Here is a 22,226-nt window from a genome sequence, read left to right as displayed (position 1 = left end):
GAGCGTTTGAAGAGGGGCTGAGCTACTCCGCTGGGGCGCGGTCAGTCTGCTTGGCCTGGGGCGCCTGCGGTGCTGGTTGATGCGGGACGGGATACCTCACGGCCCACCCCTCGAGCAGTCGGATGTACGCCTGAAGGCGTGGCGGCCGTGGTTGAGTGCGTCCGGTTTCCCATCCGTTGACCGTCTCTCGCCGTGCCTGCAGTGCCTTGGCCACGTCCTGTTGGGTCAGGCCGGCGGCCTCGCGTAGCCGTACTCGCTCGGCTGGCGGTGGCAAGAGGGGGCCTCTCGTGAGCAGTTCGTCGACGGCTGCGAGCAGTTCGTCCTCGGTGGGCATCTGTCACCTCCTCTCAGCACGGTATCAACCGCACTCTGGAAGGCACCACGAAGCGGATTTGAAACTAACTTTGAAACGCACATACTGTGTGGTGATCACTCAGCAGGCGAGCCCGAAGAGGAGCAACCACCGGTGAGCGAGCGGGATGCAGGGCCAGCCGTGCTGTCTGATGCAGAAAGCCAGGAGGTCCTGAGCCGACTCATCCTGCCGAGGTGGACGAAGCATGCCCTGCCCCAGCACCGGCCGGTCGTCGTCTTCGTCGCAGGCCAGCCGGGTAGCGGCAAGACGCAGCTCGCTGACCTCATACAAGCTGTGCTCGACCGCCGTGGCGGCGCGCTCCGGATCGGCAGCGACTTGTACAAGACCGCGCACCGTCACTACGCCGAGCTCCTGGCCGCCGATGTCCGTACCGCCGGGGTGAAGGTCCGGCCGGATACGCGGCGGTGGCAGGCCGCGGTTGAGGAGTACGGCCGCACCCGCGGGTTCGACGCCGTGGTCGAGACAGCCCTGGCCGATCCGGAGGAATTCTGTGCGACCTCCTGCGCATACCGGCGGGCCCGCTTTCGTATCGAAATCCTGGCCCTGGCCACCCCGGAGGCCGTGAGCCAGCTCGGCCTGCTGACCCGCTTCCTTACCGAAGCCCTTGCCGGCGGCGGGCGGTATGTGTCCTGGGAGAACCACGACACCTGCGCGAAGAGGATGCCGGAGACTCTCACGGTCATCGAGACGGAGCGGCTGGCCGACCGGATCACGGTCGTGTGCCGGGATGGTGAGGTGTTGTACGACAACGAGCTCGTCGACGGGGTGTGGCGCAGGCAGCCCGCTGCGGGCAAGGCGGTGGCGGCCGGGCGCGCGCGGCCCTGGACGGCACGGGAGACGGCCGTGTTCCGGCGGGAGCTGGCCGGGACCGACCAGCGTCTGCACCGCGAGGGTCTGCCTTGCGACAAGCGTCTGGCCGTCCAGCGGGACACTGAGCGCGCTGCCGCCCTGGCTGAGCCCGTGCGGCGGATCGCCCAAGCCACGGCCGAATCACCTGGTGTCGCTTATCACCGCCTGTCGGCCCAGGAGCATCGGTGGATCTTCGACGAGCTGATCGTGCCGTCCTACCTGAGCGGCATCACCGCGCAGGAGGAGCCGGTGGCGGTGTATGTGATGGGCCAGCCCGGTGCCGGCAAGACGCGCACGGCGCGTCTGGTCCAGCGTGCCCTGCGGGGCCGTCGGCCTACCCGGATCGTCGGCGAGGACTTCAAGGTCTCCCACCCGGATTACCTGCGGCTGCTGGAGGAGACGCCGCGCACGGCCGGCGCCCGGATCCGCGCCGATTACCAGGCCTGGCAGGACCAGGCCGAGGCATACGTCCGCGATCGACGCGGCGACATGGTTATCGAGATCGCCCCTGGGAGCGCTGGTCAGTTCTTGTCCAGCGCGGCTGCCTCCCGCCAGGCCGGCTACCGGGTCGAGCTGGTGGTCTTGGGAGTGCGGGCGGCGGACAGCCGCCAGGGCACGGCCGCCCGGTACGTCGAAGCGAGCAGGGGCGGTCTCCCGGCCCGGTTCACCACCGCCGCAGGCCACGACACCTGCTTCGCCGCCGTCGCGGAGGCGGTCGAGGCCGCCGAGCTCGGTTCGCTGGTGGACTCGGTGGTGATCATGCGGAGGGACGGCACCGCGGTCTACCGCAACGAGCGCCGGCCGGACGGCGCGTGGGGCCGCCCGGCTGGCGCTGTCTGGGCGCTGGCGGCCGAGCGGCAGCGACCGTACACGCTCCAGGAGGCCGCCGCGTTCTTCGCCGTGCAGCGGCAGCTGCGGGCGGCGCTGCCGCAGTACCGGGCCGAGCTGATCGAGAGCGCCCAGCTGGCCCGCCCGCTGATGCCGCTGCACCTGCAGCCGCGACGGCTCGCGCCCTCCAGCAGGCCTGCGCCACTGCCGCTCCCGGCACGCCGGCCGGCCTCGGCCTACGGCTCGGTGAGTTCCCTGAAGCGCGCGTCGTAGGCGGCCGCGATCCGGGACACCTCTGCGTCGTCGGCGTCCTCCAGCGCTCGCTGGTCGGCTACGCACGCTTGCCGTTCCGCCTTCAGCCGCTTCACGCGGGCCTCGTCGGGGACGGCGGTCCTGGCCTCGCTGAGGATCTGCTCGTTGTACCAGGCGAGCACGCGTTGCACCCGCTCGAGCGCGCCCTCGTAGCTGACTGCGGGCGTCGGCTCAGGAGAAGCGCCTGCGGGCTTTGCAGGGTCGTGCACGGGGACCGCCTTGGTATCGGTGCTGGGCAATCCGGTCATTGTCATCCGTTCGGAAACCGCCCGACAAGGCGAACCGCCGCCCGGCCGGGCCGCCAGCCGGCGGAGAGTGGCCGGGAAGGGGCCGGGGGCCGTCCCGGCCTGTGCGGCAAGGCGGCATCGCGGGTTAGGTTGGGGCCAGTTGATCGCTTGGGGGGTGGATGGTGGCACGCGATCTCAGAGCGCTGTTCAGCACGAACGACCGGCAGCTGGACACATCCGAGGCGTTCACGAACCGGCAGACGCAGTGGGAGCTGACCGCGGCCGCCCTCGCCGAGCATCTGCGGCACATTACCGATCCGGCCTTCGACGTCGAAGACCTCGAAGCACCCCGCAACCATGTGCTCGTCTTCCACGGCGTCGGCGGCATCGGCAAGACCACCTTCTCCCGGAAGCTCGAAGCCGCCCTCACCGGCAGCGGCCACCGGCCCGCCCAGTGGGGCCAGCCCCGGTGGCCAAGCGACCAGGTCATCCCGGTGCGGATCGACCTCGCCCGCTCGGCCGGCACCGACTTCGAACAGCTCGTACTCACCATCCGGCTCGCGCTCGCCGAGCTCGGCCGGCCGCTGCCCGCCTTCGACATCGCGCTGCGCCGCTACTGGGAGCACAACCACCCCGGCGACCCTTTGGAGGAGTACCTGCGCCGCGGCGCCCTGGCCCGCTTCGGCCAGGCCGGGCAGCAGCAGATGCAGTCCGCGCTGGCCGACGTCGCCCAGGCGCTGCTGCTGCCCGGCACAGTCGGGTCGGCGATCGGCCAGGTGACCGGCTCCCTGGTGCGCGCCCTGCGCGAGCGCCGACAGACCGTCCGCGCGCTCGCCGGATGTACCCGGCTGGCCGACCTGCTGGAGACCGAGCCCGACCTCGAGGCGCTCTCCTACTACCCGCACCTGCTGGCCTGGGAGCTCGCCCAGCTCCCGCCGGAGAAGTCGGCGATCCCGGTGATCTTGCTGGACACCTTCGAGGACACCGGCGACCGCACCCACCGCGACCTCGAGCGCCTCATCCAGCGGGTGGTTTGGCTGATGCCGAACGCCTTCTTCGTCATCACCGGCCGCTCCCGACTCCAGTGGGCGAACGACAGCCTCCAGGGCCAGCTCGACTTCACCGGCCCCGCGGCCTGGCCCGGCCTGGTTGCCCACGACACCCCGCCCGCACGTGCGACCTCGCACCTCGGCGGCGGGCGGCAGGTGCTGATCGGCGACTTCTCCCCCGAGGACTGCGACGACTACCTCGCCCGCCGCATCTCCCGCGACGGCCAGCCCCTCATCGGCCCGCCCGTGCGGGAGGTCATCACCCGCCGCTCCCACGGCCTGCCCCTGTACCTCGACCTGTCGGTCATGCGGTTCCTGGAGATCCGCCGCTCAGGCCGCACCCCCGGCCCGGACGACTTCGACCAGGACTTCCCGGCCCTGATCGCCCGCACCCTGTCCGACCTCACCCCCGATGAGCGGCACGTCCTGCGTTCGGTCGCGCTGCTGGACGCTTTCGACGTGGCCCTGGCGACCCGGGCCGCGGGCATGACCCACGACGCGCCGGCCTTGCGCCTGATCGAGAGGCCCTTCGTCAACGAAGATCCCTTCGGTGTGTGGCCCTTCCACCTCCACGGACTGATCCGCTCCACCATCCGCACCGCCCAGGACAACACCGACGACCGCTGGTCACCACGTGACTGGACACACGCCGCCGAGCGCGCCCTCGAGGCGCTCGGCAAGCAGTGGACCACCAGCCCCGCCCCCAACCGCCTGCTGCTGATCGGCTGCCTGCGCCAGGGCCTCCGTCTCGCCCGCGACTTCCGTCTCTCACTGGGCTGGCTCGCCGACGCGGCCTGGGCATACATCAGCGACTCCATCTGGGAACCCCTCGCCCCACCAGCCGCCGGACACGAGCCGGCCACCACCGGGCTGGAGACGGCCGCCGACGCCCTGGTCGAAACCCTCAGCGCACTCAGCCGCCGCCAGCACGAGCACCGCGAACGCACCGTCGACCGGCTCACCCAGGTCCTCGACACCGGCCTGCTGCCCACCGACCTGCATGAGATGGCCCTCTACTACCGGGCCAAAGCCCAGCGCGACCTCGGCCGCACCGACGACTCCCGGCACGGCATGCAGCAGGTCGCCGACGGCGGCGGCCGCCTCGCCCCCGCCGCCCGCCGAGGCCTGGCACACCTCGCCCGCCTCGCCGGCGACTTCCCCACCGCCCTGGCCACCGCCCGCACCCTCGGCTGGACAGGCCGCCACCACCGCGTCGAAGGAGATGTGTGGTGGGTCCAAGGCGAGATGGAGCGCGCGGCCGCCGCCTACGAGGCCGCCCGCCGCGAAGCCGAAGACCATGCTGTTGCCGGGGAGCGGGCCACCTGCCAAGCACAGCGTGCCTTCGTCCTGGCCTTCACCGACCCCGAGCGCGCCGAGGATGAGCTGGAACTCGCCCACCAGATGCTGTCCGGGCTCACCCTGCGCGCCACCACCCTGACCACCCACACCGCCGCCCTCGTCCGCGCCGCCGGTGCCCCCGGCCCTGTGGTGGAAGACGGGGCCAGCGTCCTCCGCGCCGAGATCCACACCGCCGGCGTCGCCGCCGCCCAGGTCACCTTGGAGCTGGCGATGTGCTTCCACCACGCCGTTCGCGGAGCCAATGACGCAGTCCGGACCTCGATCTCCCGGCTGCACGACCTCACCCAAGGCGGCGACTACGCCTACTACGTCGACATCGCCCACTTCATGGCCGACCTCCCCGCGGACCACACCCCCCACACACAGTGGCTCGATGGCAAAGAGCCGACCCGCCAGCGGTGGCGCGACCTGGTGACAGCCCGACGCGCCCATCTGCACGCCGGACCCTGAACGGCCATCCTCGGGCCCGAGCCGCCGAACCACCGCAGATGCGGGACAAGTCCAAGTCACCGGCGGACCCTGTACTGAAAGGTCAGGTGGGGTTCAGCGGGGTGATGCCGCTCCCCGTGTAGAGCTCAGGGTCAAGCGACAGGACGGTGATGGCCGAGCCCGCCTTGACTGCCTGCCAGGCAATCGCCGCCGCGTGGGCGACAGGCCACTCCAGATCCGGCCAGGCCATCGCTTCAGCGGCATGATCGGTGGTGAAGGGGATGGCCTCCGCGAAGCGCAGTGACGCGGCATGCTTCCCGGCGCCGGGTACCTGCCGCTCGGCGGCCAGCACCGACAGTGTCGGGATCAGGACGCGGCCAGTGCCGCGTGAGGCCTCGATGTACAAACCAGTGAAGAAAGCATCCGCCCCGTACAAGGCGGTCAACGCGGTGTGGTCCAGGACAGCTGTCAGACTCATGCGGCGGCGCCGCCACCCTGGTGGGCGCGGATCCGTTCCCAGGCGCTCTGACCAACCCGCTGAACCTGCTCGCTGTAGTCGATACCCAGCTCCCGCGCGGCCTCGACGGCCCGCTGCTCCCGCTCGGCCTCGGTCAGTTCCCGGCCAGCGAGCTCTTCCAGCAGCTCGGTAATGGTCGTACCGCGCTCTTCCGCGAGGACACGCAGCCGATCACGGACTGCCTCACTGGTCTTGATACTCGTCGGCTTGCTCATACCTGTGATTCTACCGCCGGTAGAATCACAGGCGCGACGATTAGCCGAACGACACCTCGGCCCTGCGACGACATCCTCCGAGCGGTTGCCCCGGAGGCCAGCAAGAGCGCGCGCCGTGGGGCGTCAGCGGGCCAACGTGAAGGTGATCACCGTTAACGCCCCGCCGGAGACCATGCTGTTCGGCGACGCCGGTCAGCGGCTCAGAGGCAGGCTCGATGCGGGGGGCGTAAACGACCGTTTCCGCCCCCGGCCCGGCTATGGACTACGTCCGCTGAAACGGGTCCTCCCTCACCGCGTGCCCGTGTGCATGCGGGAGAGCCGCTTGCGGATACGGGGGTCGTCCTTCAGTGCGGACGGGAGCAGGGTGGTGTGATCCCATTGGGTTTCGAGGAGTTGGTCCGCGCTGATCTTGGCAGGCTGTTCGGAGGCCAGGCTATCTGTGTCAGGGTCGTTTTTGCTGTTGCCTCCGGTGTCGCCTTCGATTCGCAACCAGGCGCCCCGTAGGTCTGCACCCTTCAGGTCAGCGCCGACGAGTTGCGCTCCGCGCAGGTCCGTGCCGCGCAGGTCGGCCCTTCGGAGATCGGCGCCTTCCAGCCGGGTGCCGACGAGGTGGGTTCCCGAAAGAAGTGCCCGGGGCAAATGTGCGTTGGCCAGGTCTGCGCCGGAGAGGTTGGCGCGCTCCAGCCTCTGCCCGTTCGCCCCTGTCTCTTCCGCTCCGGCCGGGCCTGGCCGCACACCGATGTAGCGCAGGTGGGTATCACGCAGATCGACCCGGGCTGACTTGTCATGGACGGGGTTCCGTTGGGTGAGCGTTTCGAACGCTGCCCGCACGTCGGGGGCGGGCCGGCCGCCAGCGTCCCGCTTCGTCCCCCCTCCGGCAGCTGGCGCACGCGTGCGGATATACCCCGAGAGAACCTCCACAACGGCTGGCTGATCGCGAGGCGAGTCTTCCATAATCCGCCGAAGAGCGAAGATTCCACCGAGGCGCACCTCGTCGGCCTCGTCTCCCAGGTTGCCCACCGCGGCGTTGAAGCGGTCGGTGATCTGCCCCTCTTTCGTCAACGCCCTCTCCTGCCGGGCTTGATCATTGGCCTGCTGCGTCTGGACACTCGAATACCAGAGGCCGGCCACCGCCACCAAAGACGCGATCAGGATCGACACCAACTCGATGCGCCGCGCCCAGTCCAGACCCCCTGCACCATGCTGAGGGCCGGGTGCGCTCCTCGGCGGCCGAACGGATCTGCCCCCCGAGCTGGGACGGGCAACAAGACGATGAGGGCGAGGTAACCGGGTGCGGCGGGCAGGCGTGGAAGACATACCACCATCCGACTCCGGATGCCCGCATCACCGCAGCGGTTTCCGCTTAGCGCGCAGCTCGCCCTCAGCGCGATCCGCCCTGCGCCCTGGTCCGTGCCGGGGTTCTCGGCGGAGGCGGAGAAGAAGTCAATCGGACACCTATGGTTGCCGCGCTGTCCGGTGACAGAGACGAGCGACCGTTTCCGCCCCCTGTTCGGAATGGATCACGGGGGTGTGCCAGCACGCCAGCACGTCGGCTTGCTGGCGTGCTGGGCAACCGGCGCCCACGGGAGACCCGTTGGCTGCGATGCTCGGCAGACGATCCCGTCTTTCCCTTGGAGAGCAGCATGGAGCTGAGCACCACCGGCGAACCCGTCGTGACGCAGGAGGACCCCCAAGTGGAGGTCGGCCTCGACCTCCAGGAGGGCACGCTCATCCTCACCCAGGACGGCACAGACTTCGTGGCCTACCACGCCCTGGTGGAGTTCGCATCGCCCCGGGAGCAGCCCTGGACGGCGCAGCAGGTCAAGTTCTCGGCTCACGGGCCGGATGGAGCGGTGGCGCTGGTCGTAGATCTCCTCAACGACGCCTGCGACGGGCCCCGGGACGGCATCCCCGACGTGATCTGGCAGGTGGTGGCTCTCGCCGCGACGTCCGCCGGCGACGTCGGCATCACCTACGCGCCTCCCTCACCCTGACACCGCTTTCGCAGGCCGGACCCCCTTGACCACCTGCCGGTCAAGGGGGTGAGGCCGTGGAACCGCAGGCCCGGCGCGATTCCAGGCCGAAGATCAGAATCACCGATCGGAGCCCAGGCCCTGGCGCCCACCGTGGCCCGGCAGCGTCTCGACTTCCCCCTGCGCGGTCCAGGCCCTGAGCACGTGGCGACGACCGCCGACTTCCTCGATCAGCCGGATGACCACCGCCGGGGAGGCGGTCCCGTAAAGCCCGACCCACGCCCGGTAGGCACGCAGGGCGGTAGCGCCAGAGGCCCAATCTCCGGTGACGGCCGGGCCGCTCTCCTCGAACTGGAGCACGACGCGGTACGTCACCGCCGGCTGCCCCGGCCCTGCGCCCGAGCCGCCCGGCCCTGTCACAGCCCCTTCTCCGCGCCACAGGCCTCACACGGCGTGACATCGGGCATCGCCAGGACCAGCCGGGCCTGTTCACGGCTGAGCGACCTGCCGCCTCGTATAAAGCACGTCTCGCGGTGGAGATACCCGCGCGGGGAGCCTCCCGCAGGGCTGGGGAGGAGCTGGAGCGTCCACGCGGCGGCCGCAGTGGCCCGGCCCGGCCGCCTGTCTTCCAACTTCGCGATGCGTGACCGGACAGCGGCGAGCTGGAGACGCAGATAGGTCTCCAAGGCCCGCAGCCGGTCGAGGTCGGGAGGAAGATCGTGTCGCGCGTCCACGGCTCCGCTTTCGACTCTCGACCGCCGTCCTTCAGATGCACTCACCGTTCGAATGATAATCGAACACAGGAAGCGTGGTTGATCTGAGGCACCCCGGCCAGTACGTGTTTACGCTGGTAGACCCAGGGGGGCTCTGGGAGGTAGCCATGCGCCCCGTATGGAGCGGAGCCGTCAGCTTCGGTCTCGTCACCATCCCGATCAAGGTCCTGCCCGCGACCGAGGACCACTCGATCTCCTTCCGGCAGATCCACACCACCGACGGCGGCCGGATCCGCTACCAGAAGACGTGCGAGATCGAAGACGAGGCGCTCACCAATGAGGAGATCGGGCGCGCCTACGAGGCCGCGCCGGATCAGCTCGTCCCCGTCACGGACCAGGACCTGGAGCAGTTGCCCTTGCCGACGGCGAAGGCGATCAATGTCGAAGCTTTCGTGCCGGCCGAGCGCCTGGACCCGATCCGCTTCGGCCGACCCTATTTCCTTCAGGGAGACGGCCCCGTGGCGGCCAAGCCGTACACGCTGCTGAGGGAAGCGCTGCAGCGTAACGACAAGGTGGCGGTCGCCAAGTTTGCCTGGCATGGGCGGGAGCGGCTCGGCGCGCTTCGGGTCGTCGGGGACGCGATCGTGCTGCAGGTCCTGCACTGGGATGACGAGATCCGCAGCGCTGAAGGGATCGCACCGCGACGCGTGGAGTTGCCGGATGCCGAGGTGGATGAGGCGCTGGAGCTGATGGACCTCATCGGCCCCACCGACATCAGCCAGTACCGCGACGAGTACCGCGAAGCCGTAGAGGCTGTGATCCAGGCCAAGGCGGAAGGCGTGGAGCCGGCCGAGCTCGAGGCTGCGGTCCAGCCGGAAGGCAAGGTCGTCGATCTCATGGCCGCCCTCCGCAACAGCGTGCGGGCCGCACGGGAGGCCCGCGGCGAGAGCGCCGACGAGGCCGACGTGCACCAGATGCGGCCCCAGAAGAAGGCCCCGGCCAAGAAGAAGCCCGCGAAGAAGGCCAGCGCCAAGAAGACGCCGGCGAAGAAGACGACGAAGCGGACAGCGTCCTTAAGTCAGCTGCCGTCCGGGTGCTTGCCGACCAGACGCGTAAGCAGCACGATCATCTGCCTTGGTTGCGTTCCATCCGCTGCTCCAGGGCATCAAAGCGAGCATCGAGCTTGGCGAAGCCGTTCCTCACCTCGCGACGGAGCGCGGCCTGGCCCCCGATGACGGCAGCGAAATTGCCACCCGTCTGCACCTGCAGGGACTCCACACGATCTTCGACCGCCTCAGTACGCCGGGTGAGAGCGTGGACAGTGTACTGAAGGTCAGCTGCCATCATCCGGGTGCTTGCCGACCAAGCGCGTAAGCAGGTCGATGATCTGTGCCTGGTTGCGGTCCATCTGCTGCCCGAGCGCTTCAATGTCGTCTTTCAGCCGGTCAACCTTCTGATCAAGGTTTCCGACCTGGAGACGCACCGCCGTCAGGTCGCTCTTGATGATCCCGAACTCGCGGTCGTTCTTCTCTGCGACCTGTTCGAAACGCCGGGTTAGAGCGGCGAGCTCGCTGTGGGCTATGGGGTCCTCGGGCACGCGTGGAGCTCCTGCCAGATCATGAACAGCGGACATCAGGCCCTCCACAATATCGCGGCCGGGGTGCCCGATCCCGAGTCGGCGAACGTCCCGGCCCACCGGTCACCTCATGGCCGCGCTGCCCGCAGGGCCCCGTTGCGGTGGGCGTTACCACGAGGGCAGCATCAGCTCCCTAGACCCGGTGTGGGTGCCGGCGTGCCGGGGGCTGACGTCGTCAGGCGCAGGTGTCGAGCATGCCCTCCAGCGCCGAGCGCTCCGACGGGTCCACGGCCAGGTCGTATACGTACTTCACCGAGATCCAGGCGCGGCCGTAGATGCAGCGGTAGCTGGCGAGTGGGGGCTGCCAGTTGGCGGGGTCCTTGTCGGCCTTCGACCTGTTGGACCGTGCCGAGACCGCGACGAGTTGCGAGTGCACGAGATCGTTGGCGAACGCCTTGCGGTCCTCCGTGGTCCAGGCCGCAGCGCCGGACCGCCACGCCTCCTTGAGGGGCACGACGTGGTCGATGTCGAGCTGGCCGGCCGCGTCGACGGTCACGGCGTCGTACGGCGAGACCCAGTGTCCGGAGATCGCGCGGCACTGGTCGTCCTGCGTGACGTCGGTGCCGTCGCGCTGGAGAACCACCTCGCGGGTGTCACAGGTGCCGTGCTGGATGATCCAGTGCGGAAACTTGCTCCGGCTGTACCCGGGGGCGTCATCCTCCGGCGCGACGGTCAGCTCGTCCAGCTCAGCCCGAGCCTCCTCAGCAGTCGGGGGCTCCGGGAGCTCGTTCACCGAGACAGGAGCGGCGCCAGACGAAGAGGTGCTCGGTGCAGCCCAACTCCATGGACTGAAGGCGAACAGGCTGGTCGTCGCCAGCACAGTGGTCGCAGCAGCGGCCCAGCAACGGATCCTCATGACCGTCACCGTGACGCGCCCGTGCCAGTGATGAACACGAAGCTGACGGCGATTCACCCGGAAGAGGGTGTGTCGGAGCGCCGCTCCAGGTGCCCTTGAGCATCCCGAGGTAGCGAGCTGGCCGATCCGGCTCCACCGTCGGCTCCTAGGTGACCCATCTCACGTCTGTGGCTCCGGATCGATGTCACGTTCCTCAGCGCCGATCGCACTACTGGACATAAGGCTGATCGCAGCAGCGTCCGACAACGGGCGCTTGATGAAGGGGCGTTGAATGGACACGGCGGTTGTGGCCTCCCTGATAGCGGGACTCGGCGCCAGCGTCGGGCGCTTGCTGGTGGTGTGGCTGCGCGAGCGTGCGGCAGTGCAGCGACTGCGGGTGAGCGAGCAGGGCCTGTGCCACCGGGTGAGCGGCCTGCCGCCCGGCAGCCGGCTGAGCGAGCACAGCCCAGGGCGCGGGGAAGTCGTCGTCGAGGTCGGCGCCTGCAAGGAGGTGGGCCCGCATGACTGACGCCAGGTCCCGCGGCGCGGTCTCCGCGCCGGCGGTCGTCATTCCCTGCCAGCGGCCGATCCCCGAGGACAGCAAGGCCCGTGCCGCATTTGCGGAGTACTACCAGCAGGACTTCCTCGCTCTGACGCGGTTCGTGATGCGCCTGGGAGCCGCGCCGCACGAGGCGGCCGACGCCGCCCAGTCCGCGTTCGTGCTGGCGTTCGAGCAATGGGACTCGATCCGCAATCCCGGGGCGTGGCTTCGGACTGTGGCGAAGCGGCGGCTCGACGCCCTGCGGTCCGGGGTGGTGCGGGAGCAGTTGGCTGATCGGTTGCCAGATCTGCCGGGTGGCCGGTGTCCGGTGGCGGCGGTGGAGCTGGGTGAGGAAGAGGCTCGCGTGTACGAAGCGCTGAGCTGGCTGCCGACACGGCAGCGGGAGGTCATGGCATGGACGCTGGATGGATACCGGCCGCAGGAGATCGCACAGATCATGGGGATCACCCCGGAGGCGGCGCGCAAGAACCTGGAGCGCGGCCGGGCGCTGCTCAAGCAGGCGCTGCTGCGCCCGGCGGATGGGAGTGGGCAGTGAGCAAGCGTGATCTCGACGCTGGTCTGTGCGAGGAGTACCGCGACGATTCCGATGCCCAGTTGGACGCGCTGCTGGCGGCGGCCGATGCTGCGGTGTTGGACAAGCTGGCGGCGGTGGTGGACCTCGACGCCGGGCGGGCTGCGGTCTTCGCGCCGTCCGTCACGGCCGAAGAGGTTCCCGCCAGCGGGGATGAGGGGGCCGAGTCCCAGCTGGAGTGGCTGCTGCCGTTCAGTGGTGACTCGCTCGTCCAGTGGTTGGCGATCTCCGGGCCTGGTTACCTGCCCCGGCAGCTCGACAAGGCCACCTCGACCATCCGGACTATGACCGTGGTGGGCCGGGCCCTGCTGCCGGAGTCCATGCGCATCTACTGGGGACTGGCCACCGACTTCCTCAGCGATGCCAGCAGCCAGCTGACCCGGCTGAAGACCGGGCTGGCCCACCACGAGCTCACCCGGGACGCCGCCCTGGCCCTACAGGAGGCCGCCCGGACCGGGATCGATCAGTTCCTCGGCACGCTGCGCAAGGCCGCCCAGATGCCCCACAGCCCACGTGCCAGCCGTGTCATCGAGCGGCTCATCGGCACTGGCGAGATGGTGCTGACCCTGCTGGGATGGGCCCGCGAAAGTGTCGAACAGCTCTTCGCAGACACCGACCACACACGGCACTGCCCCACACGGTGAGCCAAACGGGTTTCCCGTTGACCCGCTGGCCAGTTGCGGCGGGGTTTGCCAGACGGAGCCACAGGGCTGAGGCAGAGCGGAAAGACGGGAAAGCCCCCCTCGCGTATCGCAATTCGGTAAAAGAGATCCTTTCCTCTTTGTCCACCCGTAGTGTGATCACTCTCGCCGGGACCACAGGGGGGTGCCCGGCACGAATCAATGGAGGGCACATGCTCCACGCCCGCACCGTTTCAACTCTCAACTTTGCGGACGCCTCGGGCCCGGAAGACGCGGGCGATTACATGTGGTGGGAAGACCTGTGCCAGCTAGAGATGGATCAAGAAAAATATGAAGAGGAGCGGGCTGCAGAGGCCAGGCGGCTACGCAGCTCTGCCCGGAAGCTGCTGGAAAAGGCCGCAGGTGAGTCCACCCCGGCAGATAGGGAGAGGCTCGTTGAGCAAGTGAGGCGGCTGCTCTGGCAGGCAAACGACCCTCTCCCCCAGAGGCGGCAGGCCCTGGAGCACCGGGAACAGATCACGATGCGCTCGTGTGGGCGACCAGCTGTCCTTGTACGGCCCAGCCTCCCAAGGCTCCGCGAGGTGTATCACCGCGATGAGACCTGCGGGCTCATCAGCGGAGACGGCCGGTACCTGAACAAGGCCGGGTGGACCCCAGTCGGCGAGGCGGAAGCTTCGGGATATCGACCCTGCGCACGCTGTGGTGGCTGATGCCTTCCTCGCCGGACCTTGCGCCCGACGGCCGCAGGGCACCTAGCCACGACGACGGGCGGGGCTTTCTCGGGGTCCCGAATCAACCGGCAATAGGCGACTCGCAGAAACGCGGTGCCCGCGGCCCTGTGCGGGTGCGGGCACCGCGATAGCTTCTGGTGCTTCCCGTGGAACCGCGCTCGCAGACAAGGTGGCTCACCGGAGAACAGCAGACTCGCCAGCGAGGGCACCGCCTGGTCACGGCCCGACGTCACCACCTGGGCGCAACTCCATGACAGCCGAGCAGAGGAGAACTGGGCCAACACCAGAGTCTGGGACGGGCCTGCTCTCTAATGCGGCGAATGATAAGTCATCGCAGAGGCTCTCCGCATGAGCGCAGCAGATGCAGAGAAGCGATGGGGTGGCGCCGGAGCGAGGTGGCTCCGCACTAGGCGAGCAGACAGCCTCTGACGGAAGTATTCCGGAAGCTTTCTCCGTGGGCCGCCCGGTACATCACCGCAGACACGGCCTGCGAGTTCACGACCGCCACGCGTCGGTCCTTGTCTGCCTCGCTGGACGCGGCTGCTCATCTCACCGGCTGCGATGTCGCTGCGGCGGACCATGCGTCTGCCGGGACCGCTTGTACGCACTGCTCCCATTGTCCCTGGGACACTGGAAATGGCTTGCCCCCGGCATCCGGAATGCCGGGGGCAAGGCGTCGCCACCAGGTGGTTACCTGAGCCAGATGCTGTCCAGCACGGACAGGTGTCGCAGGGCGCGGTTTGTGAAGTACATGACCGACAGTTGGCCGACGGACGCGATTACCGGGCAGTGTGGGCACCGGCTGACCGTCATGAGGCGTGGGAGTCGGTCCGTAGGTCAGTTCCGAATGATGCCATCGGCGTCAGGGGTCTTTTTCCTGGCCTCTGTGTAGAACCACTCGATCAAGTGGATTCCGAGCAGCATCGCTGCGAAGTCCGGATCCTCCTCCGCGCTCAGGTCAGGCATAACTCTCTGGCTACGGATGAAGGTGATCCCGGGATGGCTGGCCATGGAAAAGGACACGGTTGCCCATACACCGTCCTCGCGGCTGTCGAAGACAAGTTCCCGCAAGGTGCCACGATCTTCTTCCGTGGCGAACTGGCTGCGCATGCTGGCTTCTGCGGCTCGCTGAAAACGCTCGAGCCACTCTTCCGGGCTTAGCTCACCGTGTACCGCGAGTTCCACTGGCCAACCCCTACTGTCGTGCCCGCTCATTCCTTGAACGCTGTTATTATGCCCCTGGGGCGACCATCGTGAGAGTCGCTGTACACCTTTTCGGAGAAGACCACCCTGAACATCACGCCCTTGGCCAGACGCCACCTGACGACGCGCTTGGTCGGGTCATTGTGGTCAGGCTTGGGCGTCCCATTGTCAAGGGTCTCATCTATCCAGCCGTACAGGGAGGTATCGGGTTGCGGATGACGTTGCTGGATGTGCTTGTACCCCCAACTGTCGGTACCTTCCCGGAGGGGCACGTCTGAGCCGTCCTTCGCGAAGAACGTGGTACGCACTTTCCACTTACCCGTAGGTGCTTGTACCGACGCTGCTGAAGGAACGCTGGTCTTCGGGATTGCCGCGCCCTGTGATGGCGCCGCTGACATGCCAAGAATACCTAAGGACGCTGCGGTGACCCCCACGAGGAGCCGGCGGGCGATTTTCATGATCACTCTTCCGTAGTAGTGATGCCTTTCTGACGCACGCAAGTGAAGCATGCGACTGCTGAGACAAGAGAGCCCGGAATGAGACACACCGGTTGTCTGCCTGTCGGTTCTGGCCCGCTGCTGCCAGTTCACAGTCCTTCCACTGTCAGAGGCATAGGTCGGGGTCGACGGCCGGGTCTACCGTCAGGTCGAACCCGTAAGGCAGTCCGGCCCGTGACGACGGGTAATTGATGCCCGCCCTGTGCGGGCTCCTGATCAAAAACCCAGCGAGGTATTCAATGTCGTTGATGGCGACGCCCGAGAGTCCCACAGCGCGCGCCCGGATGTCGTGGAAATAGATCTCTTTTAAACCATCGGCGATGTCCTGCCCTTCGTTGCTGACCTTCGTGGCCAACCCTGCCTCTGCGAGCCGGTCCGCGAGCTGCTTCCACCCCGCGTCCAGATGCTGTCGCACGCGGCCTGACCACTCGGAGTCCAGCCCCTCATGCCCGTTGCGGCCTGACAGCGTCTCGAACTCCCTGCGCGGCCCAGGTCCTGAACACATCACGCCGACGCGCAGTTAGCGTCAAGTGCTGGCCCGTCTGTGGACGATCACGTAATTCCCCAGGCCGGCGGCGGCTGCCGAGCGTAACCGGCCCTGAAGGGCTTCGATCACGGTTCGGGTGATGGTGCGCGAGGGTCAGTCGGCGGTCCGCGACGCAATGAGCCGGTTGGTGAGCTCCACCGTTCCGAGGTACCACCAGAAGATCCAGTCCAGGAACGCTTCGTCGTAGTTGCCGCGCTGGTCTGCCTTGCGGTGGCGCAGGTCGTAGCGGTTGGCGATCTCGAACAGTGCCCCCTCGTCCTTGCCGAGCTTGTCCTTGAGCAGGGCGCGGCGTTCCTCGAGGATGCCCGCAAGGGTGACGATCGCCGACCGCTTGCTCTCCACCGTCGTGTCCCGGCCGCGGAACAAGGCGATCGCGTGGCGGACCCGGGCCGTGATGTCCGGGGCGCTTTCGTTGAGCGCCCGGTGCACCAGCGCGCTGCGGGCGTCGTCGGTGACGGCGACCAGGCGCCCGAGGTCCTCGCCTTCGGCAGCCAGCTCGTATTCGATGCCGGCCTCGCGCAGCAGCTCGTTGACCTTGCCCCGGTACAGGATGCGGGCGGGCCCGTTGTGGAACTCCGAGTGGTGCCACCCGCAGCTGTTCCAGCTGTGGAAGCGGCGTGTGCGGGGCCGGCTAACCAGGTCGTGGAAGACCTCGATCAGGCCGAAGAAGGTGTCCTCGTCCCACGTCTCCGGGATCAGAGGCCACAGGCCCGGGATGCCGAGTCGCCGCTCGATCACTCGCGAGGCGTCCGGCAGCTCGGTGGGGTCGTCGACGCATTCCTCGCCGAAGACCTCCACCAGGTAGCCGTTGTCGGCGAAGTCGCTGATGATGCGGGTGAAGTCCCGTCGGGTGTCGCGCGCTGTGCTGCCGTCGTGCGACAGACACCGGCCTTGCCGCTGTGGCCAGTACGGTCGCGGCTCGGCCGCATGCCGCAGTTCGGCTGCGCAGCTGACCAGCTCAGTCAGCCACTCCCGTTTGTTCATCCGGCCCCGTTTCCCCCAGCCGGGGGTGGTGCTGGCCCACGGATCATCCGAGGGTGTGGAGCTCTTGGGCAGGTCCTCGAAGTCGGCCGCCGCTGTGGTGCCGACCAGAGCCTCCGTCAGCAGCCATATCGCCTGCTCCTCCCACGACGCACTCGACGAGCGAAGGACACGCTCGCCCTCGGATATGAACAGTGATGTCGGCCAGCGGAGTTCGTAGTTGCTCAAATCCAGACTCACCACGCCATCATCACCCACCAAGGTAGGCGCCACCGCCCCTCGCGCGGATCTGCTCGTTCCCGACTCGGCGCCGCTGATCGACCCCGGATCTCCGCCGACGGCCGTCCCCCGGCGAGGTCGGGGCGGTTGCCGCCCACCGCTCGCGCAGCGAGGCGCCGGCGGCCGGGAACTCCCGGGTCCGCTCGGTGACCAGCGCGCCGATCGCCGCCGCAAGGTTCAGCGGCTCGCGCCCGTCCCGGCGCACCACCGTGGTCGGGCGCGGCTGCTTGGTCTTCGCCGTACGGCCGGCCGCCGCTCTTCCGGGCCTGTTCCATCGCGGCCCGCAGCGCGACCCGAGCCAGCTCCACTTCGGACGTCCTGCCGCCGCTCATGCCTGCCCCCACGGTATGTAGCCGAGGTTCAGGTGACCGAGGCCGGCCACCCGCTGTACCTGGTCCACCAGCCGTCCGGTGAACAGCCTCCTGGCCGAAGTCTCGCCATACCAGTCGATGTGGTCGAAGACCAGCTGCGGATCCTTCATCGCGCGCACCCGCCAGTCGCGGACCTGGTCGCGGGTCAGGTTCTTGAGGATGAGTTCCTACTCCTGGTCGACGTCGTCGACGCCGGGACAGGCACGGCAGCCGAACGCGGAGCGGGCACCACGACCGGTGCGACGGGCGCAGCCTCCACAGCGGGCAGATGCGCGGCCGCGGCTTCGGCGCGGGCCTTTGCCGCCGCCTGCCGGGCGCGGACCTGCTCCCGCTCAGCCTCGCGGGCCCAAGCCCTGGCCATCACGCCCTGGTGGAGTTGCCTGGCGGTGGTCGCCCGGCGCTCTTCCTCGAAAGCGTGCTGCAACGCGGCCTCCACGTCGGCCGCCACCTTCCGGCGCTGTGCACAGCGGTCTTCCCGCCGGTCCTCGCAGCGGGGGCAGTCCCGGCCGGAGTCGAGCAGCACCCGTTCGTTGCACCGGGCATCGCCACATTCCTGGCGCTGCGGCCACGGGCCACCGACGACCCGCGGCCCGATGCCTTTGGGCGTCACGCGCTGCTCAAGGCCATCGACTATGACCCACCGACGAAAGGGTCACATTCGGGCAGCTTCTCGACAGTATCCAAGCCCCCCGCCCCGTCCAGCGCGGTCTGACGCCGGAAGAAACCTCAGACGGGCTGCACGACATAACAACGGACGCCGCACCGGTCTGCAGATGGGTCTTCCGCCCCGGTCACCGTGCGGTGCCCGCGCCGGGCGGCCTGGCGGGGGACAACTCAGTCCTCGTTGGCGGGTTGAGTGGGCCTCTTGCCCTGTTCCCCCCGGTGCTTCACCATCTGTAATCAGACAGATACGGCGATCTGGGGGTGGCGATGTCGTCGGGTACGGGCGGGGGCTACTGGGCCGACAAGGCGCTGCCGAGTGTGTTCAAGCATGATCTCCTCAAGCGGTACCTGCCGCAGTTTGGTGGGATGACGGGCACGCAGTCTCATGACAAGCGCGTCGTCTATCTCGACGGGTATGCGGGCGAGGGCCGCTACGAGAACGGCGACCCGGCATCCGCGGAGATCGCGCTGAGGGTCGCCTCGTATCTGCGCAACAGGCCTGGGCTCACGCTGGAGTGCTTCTTCTCCGAGCCTCAGGCGAAGTCGTTCGACCGGTTACACGAGGTGGTCCAGCACTACCTGGCCCGCGGCGTGCGGGCGCACGCTCACCGCGGCGAGGTCGACGGCGTTCTCGACCAGGTCGTCCAGCGGGCCGTCCGGGAACCGCTGTTCCTTTTCCTGGACCCGTGCGGTCTTGTCCTGCCCCAGGACCGGCTCGTCGACGTCCTCGCCCGGAAGCGACCGCATAAGCGGCCGGCGACCGAGCTGCTGATGAACTTCAGCATGATGGCCGTGTGGCGCCTGGGCGGGCACGTCCGCTCCCCGAAGGGCAACGAGAAGTCGCTGCAGCGGTTCGACGACGTGTGCGGCGGGACCTGGTGGCGGGAGTACTTCGCTGACGCGGTGGCCTCCCGCAACAAGGACGACGCCGCAGCAGACGCCATCGAGGCGGTGGCAGCCGAGTACGCCCGCCGTCTGGAGCGGCGCACCGGGATGCTCCTGCAGTCGGTGCCGGTGTCGCATTCGCCTCGTAAGCGGGCCGTGTACCGGCTGGTGTTCGCTACCCGCAGCCCCTATGGCCTGTGGGTGTTCGGCGATACCGTCGCCAGGGCCCGGGCGACGTGGTGGGAGACGCTGGAGGAGCGCGAAGAGGACGACGCGCTGTTCTCCGTGGCCTCGGTGACCCGCCCGGATCCGAAGGAGGTCGAAGCCAAGGCGGTGCCGGAGATCGCCGAGAACCTGGCCAAGCTGCTGGCGCGGACCCGGCGGCCGGTCAAGCTCGTCGACCACACGCTGGAGGTCTTCGGATCCTTCTACGGGCAGGTCACCGAGCCGGTGGTGCGCCAGGCGGTGCGGCTTCTGCACGAGCAGGGCAGGACGCCCAGCAACGGGGTGGGCGTGAAGAAGACTCGGGAGATCACCCTCTACCCCGGGAACCTCGCGGCCTGACCTCGCCGGGGCGGGCCCCGGTAGGCCCGCCCGACGCGCAGATCGGTCAGGCCGCGACCGGCAGCGGTTTCTGATCCCAGGTCCGGCCCTCCAGGAGACGGCCGCCGGCCTTCGGAGTGCGGCCGCCCCACTGCTTGAAGAAGAAGGCGACACCGGCATCCTGGCAGGCATCGCGGATCTGGGTGACCCAGGCTTCGTCCAGAGGCCGGTGCCCGGGGCCGGACTCGCCGCCGGCAATCACCCAGTGGATGCCGTCCAGCCTCAGGCCAGACAGGGGACCCAACAGCGGCTCACAGGACAGGAACCGCACGGCTGCGGGAACCTCACGCAGATCGTCGACGCGCGCCAGCTCCTTCTCGGTCTCCACCGACACCCCCATCCACACGTTCTCCGGCCAGTCAAGCCTCGGGGCGACCTGCCGCAGGCGCCGGGCCCGCTTGGTGAGGATCTGGTAGGTGTGCTGCGGAGTGTCGGCCATGACCCGGAAGACCTGGCGGACAAAGCCGAGCGGCACCCGCGCGTGGAACAGGTCGGACATCGAGTTCACGAACACCGTCCGCGGACTCTTCCACCCATAGGGAACGTCCAGCGCGTCCGGGTGCAGCGTGACACCGAACCCGGGTCCGGACGTGCGGGGATCACCATCATTCTGGTACTTCGCCGCACCCATCGCCTTCAGCCGCTTCGCCAAGGTCAGCGCGTAGCAGTTGTCGCAGCCCGCAGAGACGCGGTCGCAGCCGGTCGTCGGATTCCAGGTCGCCTCGGTCCACTCGATCGCACTGCGGTCGCTCACCGGTCTCCTCCTGCCCTCGCGTGCGTAGCCGCGCCCCCCGGGGCGGCCGCGGTGTGCTGCATAACGATGCCCCCTGGACCGGGACACCCGGGCGCGTACACCGGTATCCGCACACCCTCGATCGCTTCTCGTAACCTCACGTCTCGAACCTCCATTCAGGAACCTAGTCCTTGTGGTCGACCACGGTCGATACGGCCGCCTCCACCGAGCCAGCCCGCTCCGCCCGCACCCGCCGCAGCGTGCGAGCACGCATGGTGTCAGCGGCCGCCGCTCGCACCTCCTTGGTCTGCGGTGCACAACGAGGAACAGACGACAGCCGCCCCGGATTGATACGGGGCGGCCGTCGTCATTCCTTGAGCGCCAGGAGTTCGCGGGTCTGCTGCTCGTCCGCGTTCCCGTGGTGAGGGACTCCAGGCCGGCCGCGGCTGGTCTCGCCCGTTTGCGCGGTGTGTTTGCGGGACGTGAGTGAGACGTTTCCAGAACGTCAGTAGGCCCGGGAAAGGTGGTGTTCACACCGCGGGAGCCGCCAAAGAGGAATCCCGCACGGAACGCAGGGGGACCTGATCATGCGTACTTCCCGGATTCGTACCGCCGCCCTGGCCGCCGTGACCGCCGCGCTGGCGCTGGGCCTGACCGCCTGCGGCGGCGCCGACGGCGACTCGAAGGCGTCGGGCGGCGACCACGCCTCCGGCACCGCGCAGAGCCGGTCTGCGTCCGACGGGGACGGCAAGGGCAGCGCGGAGCAGGCCGACAGCGGTGCTGACACCAAGGCGGGCGCGCGCTCGGCGACCGCCTCGGACGGCTCGGACGAGGTCGCGAGCAAGGACGCAGCCACCGCCGCCCAGCAGTGCGTGGGCGATGAGATGCTGGTCACCGCGGTGCACCGGTTCGCCGGACAGCAGGGCGACCACCTGCTGGTCACCGCGTCCAACCAGGGCACCAAGCCGTGCTGGGTCACCTCGTTCCCGGCCGTGAAGCTCGGCGACGACGGCCTCGAACTGCCGCACTCGAAGAAGGACAACCCGGGCGGCGACAAGCGCATCACCCTCCAGCCCGGCGGCAAGGTCTACAGCGCGGTGAACCTCTTCGACTACGGCTCCGGACACCAGACGGCGCAGTCGCTCGCCATCGCCCTGCGCGGCACGGACGGCCGCCAAAGCCCCTCTTACTCCGTCGTCATGAAGGGCGGGAGCCAGCAGTTCAGCTGGAACGAGGCCGACGTGCTGAACTGGAGCACCAAGAAGCCGTACGACTTCTGACAGCCGTTGGCTGGTGAGGCGTCGGTTCTGCTCGGTCGAGTGCGGCCCGCCGCGCCTGCGTCCCGGCCCGCTGACCGCTGCCGGCACTTATACGACGGCGAAGTAGCGTCCGGTGTGGACGCCGGTGTGCAGCAGCATCCACCAGGTAACGGACCGCATCGAGTATCGCCCGGTGGCAGTACGCCTCGGGCTGGCCTCCCCGGCCGCGCATCCAGCCTGGTACCGGCAGCAGCGGCTTGACGGCCACCCACTCCGCGTCCGTCATATCCGTGGGGTAGCGCGGCTGCCGGGACCCGTTGTCGGCAGCGTTGCCGAACCGGTGAGCCAGGCAGTCACACTCCCGGGTGACCGGGTTGGACTGCCA

The 22,226-nt window shown here is 68.6% G+C and carries 26 protein-coding genes; 11 read left to right on the top strand and 15 right to left on the bottom strand.

The annotated features are described in order from the left end of the window. Positions 1 to 22: 22 nt before the first annotated feature. The gene (locus tag ABFY07_RS28430) at positions 23 to 334 is read right to left on the bottom strand and encodes a helix-turn-helix transcriptional regulator (protein ID WP_346177234.1); all 312 of its coding nucleotides are present in this window, start codon (positions 332 to 334) and stop codon (positions 23 to 25) included. 159 nt (positions 335 to 493) lie between these two features. Between ABFY07_RS28430 and ABFY07_RS28425 the strand changes: the two genes are divergently transcribed. Next, the gene (locus ABFY07_RS28425) at positions 494 to 2,323 is read left to right on the top strand and encodes a zeta toxin family protein (protein WP_346177233.1); all 1,830 of its coding nucleotides are present in this window, start codon (positions 494 to 496) and stop codon (positions 2,321 to 2,323) included. Here ABFY07_RS28425 and ABFY07_RS28420 read toward each other — a convergent pair. Continuing rightward, positions 2,287 to 2,601, bottom strand: a complete 315-nt coding sequence (locus tag ABFY07_RS28420) for a hypothetical protein (RefSeq protein ID WP_346177232.1) — start codon at positions 2,599 to 2,601, stop codon at positions 2,287 to 2,289. The genes ABFY07_RS28425 and ABFY07_RS28420 overlap by 37 nt on opposite strands. A gap of 167 nt (positions 2,602 to 2,768) precedes the next feature. Between ABFY07_RS28420 and ABFY07_RS28415 the strand changes: the two genes are divergently transcribed. Next, positions 2,769 to 5,447, top strand: a complete 2,679-nt coding sequence (locus ABFY07_RS28415; protein ID WP_346177231.1) for an ATP/GTP-binding protein — start codon at positions 2,769 to 2,771, stop codon at positions 5,445 to 5,447. An 82-nt stretch (positions 5,448 to 5,529) separates the two neighbouring features. Here the strand turns inward: ABFY07_RS28415 and ABFY07_RS28410 are convergent, their stop codons facing one another. From ABFY07_RS28410 to ABFY07_RS28400, 3 genes are all read right to left on the bottom strand, one after another. After that, a complete protein-coding gene (locus ABFY07_RS28410; RefSeq protein ID WP_346177230.1) occupies positions 5,530 to 5,904 on the bottom strand; it encodes a PIN domain-containing protein in 375 nt (124 codons plus the stop codon). Further along, complete coding sequence (locus tag ABFY07_RS28405; protein ID WP_346177229.1) at positions 5,901 to 6,158, bottom strand: hypothetical protein; 258 nt, start codon at positions 6,156 to 6,158, stop codon at positions 5,901 to 5,903. The genes ABFY07_RS28410 and ABFY07_RS28405 overlap by 4 nt, the downstream gene beginning before the upstream one ends. 288 nt (positions 6,159 to 6,446) lie before the next feature. Further along, a complete protein-coding gene (locus ABFY07_RS28400) occupies positions 6,447 to 7,319 on the bottom strand; it encodes a pentapeptide repeat-containing protein (protein WP_346177228.1) in 873 nt (290 codons plus the stop codon). Positions 7,320 to 7,801: 482 nt separating this feature from the next. Here ABFY07_RS28400 and ABFY07_RS28395 point away from each other — a divergent pair, with 482 nt between their 5' ends. Then, positions 7,802 to 8,152, top strand: coding sequence for a hypothetical protein (locus ABFY07_RS28395; RefSeq protein ID WP_346177227.1), 351 nt, complete (start codon positions 7,802 to 7,804; stop codon positions 8,150 to 8,152). Between the two features lie 99 nt (positions 8,153 to 8,251). Here ABFY07_RS28395 and ABFY07_RS28390 read toward each other — a convergent pair whose 3' ends face one another. Further along, positions 8,252 to 8,506, bottom strand: a complete 255-nt coding sequence (locus ABFY07_RS28390) for a hypothetical protein (RefSeq protein WP_346177226.1) — start codon at positions 8,504 to 8,506, stop codon at positions 8,252 to 8,254. Between the two features lie 41 nt (positions 8,507 to 8,547). Then, positions 8,548 to 8,865: a DUF6233 domain-containing protein gene (locus ABFY07_RS43225; protein ID WP_428837020.1), complete on the bottom strand. Its 318-nt coding sequence runs from the start codon at positions 8,863 to 8,865 to the stop codon at positions 8,548 to 8,550. Positions 8,866 to 9,011: 146 nt separating this feature from the next. Here ABFY07_RS43225 and ku point away from each other — a divergent pair, with 146 nt between their 5' ends. Continuing rightward, on the top strand, positions 9,012 to 10,079 hold the full coding sequence (gene ku, locus ABFY07_RS28385; protein WP_346177225.1) for a non-homologous end joining protein Ku: 1,068 nt from the start codon (positions 9,012 to 9,014) through the stop codon (positions 10,077 to 10,079). Between the two features lie 98 nt (positions 10,080 to 10,177). Here ku and ABFY07_RS28380 read toward each other — a convergent pair whose 3' ends face one another. After that, the gene (locus ABFY07_RS28380; RefSeq protein WP_346177224.1) at positions 10,178 to 10,441 is read right to left on the bottom strand and encodes a hypothetical protein; all 264 of its coding nucleotides are present in this window, start codon (positions 10,439 to 10,441) and stop codon (positions 10,178 to 10,180) included. A 214-nt stretch (positions 10,442 to 10,655) separates the two neighbouring features. Beyond that, positions 10,656 to 11,336, bottom strand: a complete 681-nt coding sequence (locus ABFY07_RS28375; protein ID WP_346177223.1) for an HNH endonuclease family protein — start codon at positions 11,334 to 11,336, stop codon at positions 10,656 to 10,658. A gap of 271 nt (positions 11,337 to 11,607) precedes the next feature. Between ABFY07_RS28375 and ABFY07_RS28370 the strand changes: the two genes are divergently transcribed. The 4 genes from ABFY07_RS28370 to ABFY07_RS28355 all read left to right on the top strand — a co-directional run bounded on the left by ABFY07_RS28370 (position 11,608) and on the right by ABFY07_RS28355 (position 13,799). Next, positions 11,608 to 11,844: a hypothetical protein gene (locus ABFY07_RS28370; RefSeq protein ID WP_346177222.1), complete on the top strand. Its 237-nt coding sequence runs from the start codon at positions 11,608 to 11,610 to the stop codon at positions 11,842 to 11,844. Continuing rightward, positions 11,837 to 12,412 carry an RNA polymerase sigma factor gene (locus tag ABFY07_RS28365; RefSeq protein WP_346177221.1) on the top strand — a complete coding sequence of 192 codons (576 nt, stop codon included), beginning with the start codon at positions 11,837 to 11,839 and terminating at the stop codon, positions 12,410 to 12,412. Before ABFY07_RS28370 ends, ABFY07_RS28365 begins: the two co-directional genes overlap by 8 nt. Further along, the gene (locus ABFY07_RS28360) at positions 12,409 to 13,092 is read left to right on the top strand and encodes a hypothetical protein (RefSeq protein ID WP_346177220.1); all 684 of its coding nucleotides are present in this window, start codon (positions 12,409 to 12,411) and stop codon (positions 13,090 to 13,092) included. The genes ABFY07_RS28365 and ABFY07_RS28360 overlap by 4 nt, the downstream gene beginning before the upstream one ends. Positions 13,093 to 13,301: 209 nt before the next feature. Continuing rightward, a complete protein-coding gene (locus tag ABFY07_RS28355; protein ID WP_346177219.1) occupies positions 13,302 to 13,799 on the top strand; it encodes a hypothetical protein in 498 nt (165 codons plus the stop codon). Between the two features lie 858 nt (positions 13,800 to 14,657). On the opposite strand, the gene ABFY07_RS28350 is transcribed toward ABFY07_RS28355, so the two are convergent. The 5 genes from ABFY07_RS28350 to ABFY07_RS28330 form a co-directional block, all read right to left on the bottom strand. Further along, positions 14,658 to 15,005 (bottom strand): hypothetical protein, encoded by a 348-nt coding sequence (locus tag ABFY07_RS28350; protein WP_346177218.1) that lies wholly within the window; start codon positions 15,003 to 15,005, stop codon positions 14,658 to 14,660. A gap of 26 nt (positions 15,006 to 15,031) precedes the next feature. Further along, on the bottom strand, positions 15,032 to 15,481 hold the full coding sequence (locus ABFY07_RS28345) for a hypothetical protein (RefSeq protein ID WP_346177217.1): 450 nt from the start codon (positions 15,479 to 15,481) through the stop codon (positions 15,032 to 15,034). Between the two features lie 145 nt (positions 15,482 to 15,626). After that, the gene (locus ABFY07_RS28340; protein WP_346177216.1) at positions 15,627 to 15,935 is read right to left on the bottom strand and encodes a hypothetical protein; all 309 of its coding nucleotides are present in this window, start codon (positions 15,933 to 15,935) and stop codon (positions 15,627 to 15,629) included. A gap of 225 nt (positions 15,936 to 16,160) precedes the next feature. Continuing rightward, a complete protein-coding gene (locus ABFY07_RS28335; RefSeq protein WP_346177215.1) occupies positions 16,161 to 17,288 on the bottom strand; it encodes a hypothetical protein in 1,128 nt (375 codons plus the stop codon). A gap of 367 nt (positions 17,289 to 17,655) precedes the next feature. Continuing rightward, entirely contained in the window at positions 17,656 to 17,808 is a 153-nt protein-coding gene (locus ABFY07_RS28330; RefSeq protein ID WP_346177214.1) for a hypothetical protein, read from the bottom strand. 158 nt (positions 17,809 to 17,966) lie between these two features. On the opposite strand from ABFY07_RS28330, the gene ABFY07_RS28325 reads away from it, so the two are divergent. Continuing rightward, a complete protein-coding gene (locus ABFY07_RS28325) occupies positions 17,967 to 18,410 on the top strand; it encodes a hypothetical protein (protein ID WP_346177213.1) in 444 nt (147 codons plus the stop codon). 218 nt (positions 18,411 to 18,628) lie between these two features. Next, a complete protein-coding gene (gene tcmP / locus ABFY07_RS28320; RefSeq protein ID WP_346177212.1) occupies positions 18,629 to 19,810 on the top strand; it encodes a three-Cys-motif partner protein TcmP in 1,182 nt (393 codons plus the stop codon). A 46-nt stretch (positions 19,811 to 19,856) separates the two neighbouring features. Here tcmP and ABFY07_RS28315 read toward each other — a convergent pair whose 3' ends face one another. Then, on the bottom strand, positions 19,857 to 20,603 hold the full coding sequence (locus ABFY07_RS28315) for a DUF5131 family protein (RefSeq protein WP_346177211.1): 747 nt from the start codon (positions 20,601 to 20,603) through the stop codon (positions 19,857 to 19,859). Between the two features lie 566 nt (positions 20,604 to 21,169). Here ABFY07_RS28315 and ABFY07_RS28310 point away from each other — a divergent pair. Continuing rightward, on the top strand, positions 21,170 to 21,862 hold the full coding sequence (locus ABFY07_RS28310) for a DUF4232 domain-containing protein (RefSeq protein ID WP_346177210.1): 693 nt from the start codon (positions 21,170 to 21,172) through the stop codon (positions 21,860 to 21,862). The last annotated feature ends 364 nt before the right edge of the window (positions 21,863 to 22,226 follow it).

It is taken from the genome of Streptomyces sparsogenes subsp. cuspidosporus, from assembly GCF_039532705.1.
GTDB lineage: Bacteria > Actinomycetota > Actinomycetes > Streptomycetales > Streptomycetaceae > Streptomyces > Streptomyces sparsogenes.
Note: the sequence above shows the minus strand (reverse complement) of the source record. Positions and strands in the feature narration are given on the sequence as shown.

Coding starts and splice junctions, on each gene's coding strand:
- ABFY07_RS28430 (WP_346177234.1), bottom strand. CDS start 334: ATGCCCACCGAGGACGAACTGCTCGCAGCCGTCGACGAACTGCTCACG.
- ABFY07_RS28415 (WP_346177231.1), top strand. CDS start 2,769: ATGGTGGCACGCGATCTCAGAGCGCTGTTCAGCACGAACGACCGGCAG.
- ABFY07_RS28410 (WP_346177230.1), bottom strand. CDS start 5,904: ATGAGTCTGACAGCTGTCCTGGACCACACCGCGTTGACCGCCTTGTAC.
- ABFY07_RS28405 (WP_346177229.1), bottom strand. CDS start 6,158: ATGAGCAAGCCGACGAGTATCAAGACCAGTGAGGCAGTCCGTGATCGG.
- ABFY07_RS28395 (WP_346177227.1), top strand. CDS start 7,802: ATGGAGCTGAGCACCACCGGCGAACCCGTCGTGACGCAGGAGGACCCC.
- ku (WP_346177225.1), top strand. CDS start 9,012: ATGCGCCCCGTATGGAGCGGAGCCGTCAGCTTCGGTCTCGTCACCATC.
- ABFY07_RS28375 (WP_346177223.1), bottom strand. CDS start 11,336: ATGAGGATCCGTTGCTGGGCCGCTGCTGCGACCACTGTGCTGGCGACG.
- ABFY07_RS28370 (WP_346177222.1), top strand. CDS start 11,608: ATGGACACGGCGGTTGTGGCCTCCCTGATAGCGGGACTCGGCGCCAGC.
- ABFY07_RS28365 (WP_346177221.1), top strand. CDS start 11,837: ATGACTGACGCCAGGTCCCGCGGCGCGGTCTCCGCGCCGGCGGTCGTC.
- ABFY07_RS28355 (WP_346177219.1), top strand. CDS start 13,302: ATGCTCCACGCCCGCACCGTTTCAACTCTCAACTTTGCGGACGCCTCG.
- ABFY07_RS28345 (WP_346177217.1), bottom strand. CDS start 15,481: ATGAAAATCGCCCGCCGGCTCCTCGTGGGGGTCACCGCAGCGTCCTTA.
- ABFY07_RS28330 (WP_346177214.1), bottom strand. CDS start 17,808: ATGAAGGATCCGCAGCTGGTCTTCGACCACATCGACTGGTATGGCGAG.
- ABFY07_RS28325 (WP_346177213.1), top strand. CDS start 17,967: ATGCGCGGCCGCGGCTTCGGCGCGGGCCTTTGCCGCCGCCTGCCGGGC.
- tcmP (WP_346177212.1), top strand. CDS start 18,629: ATGTCGTCGGGTACGGGCGGGGGCTACTGGGCCGACAAGGCGCTGCCG.
- ABFY07_RS28310 (WP_346177210.1), top strand. CDS start 21,170: ATGCGTACTTCCCGGATTCGTACCGCCGCCCTGGCCGCCGTGACCGCC.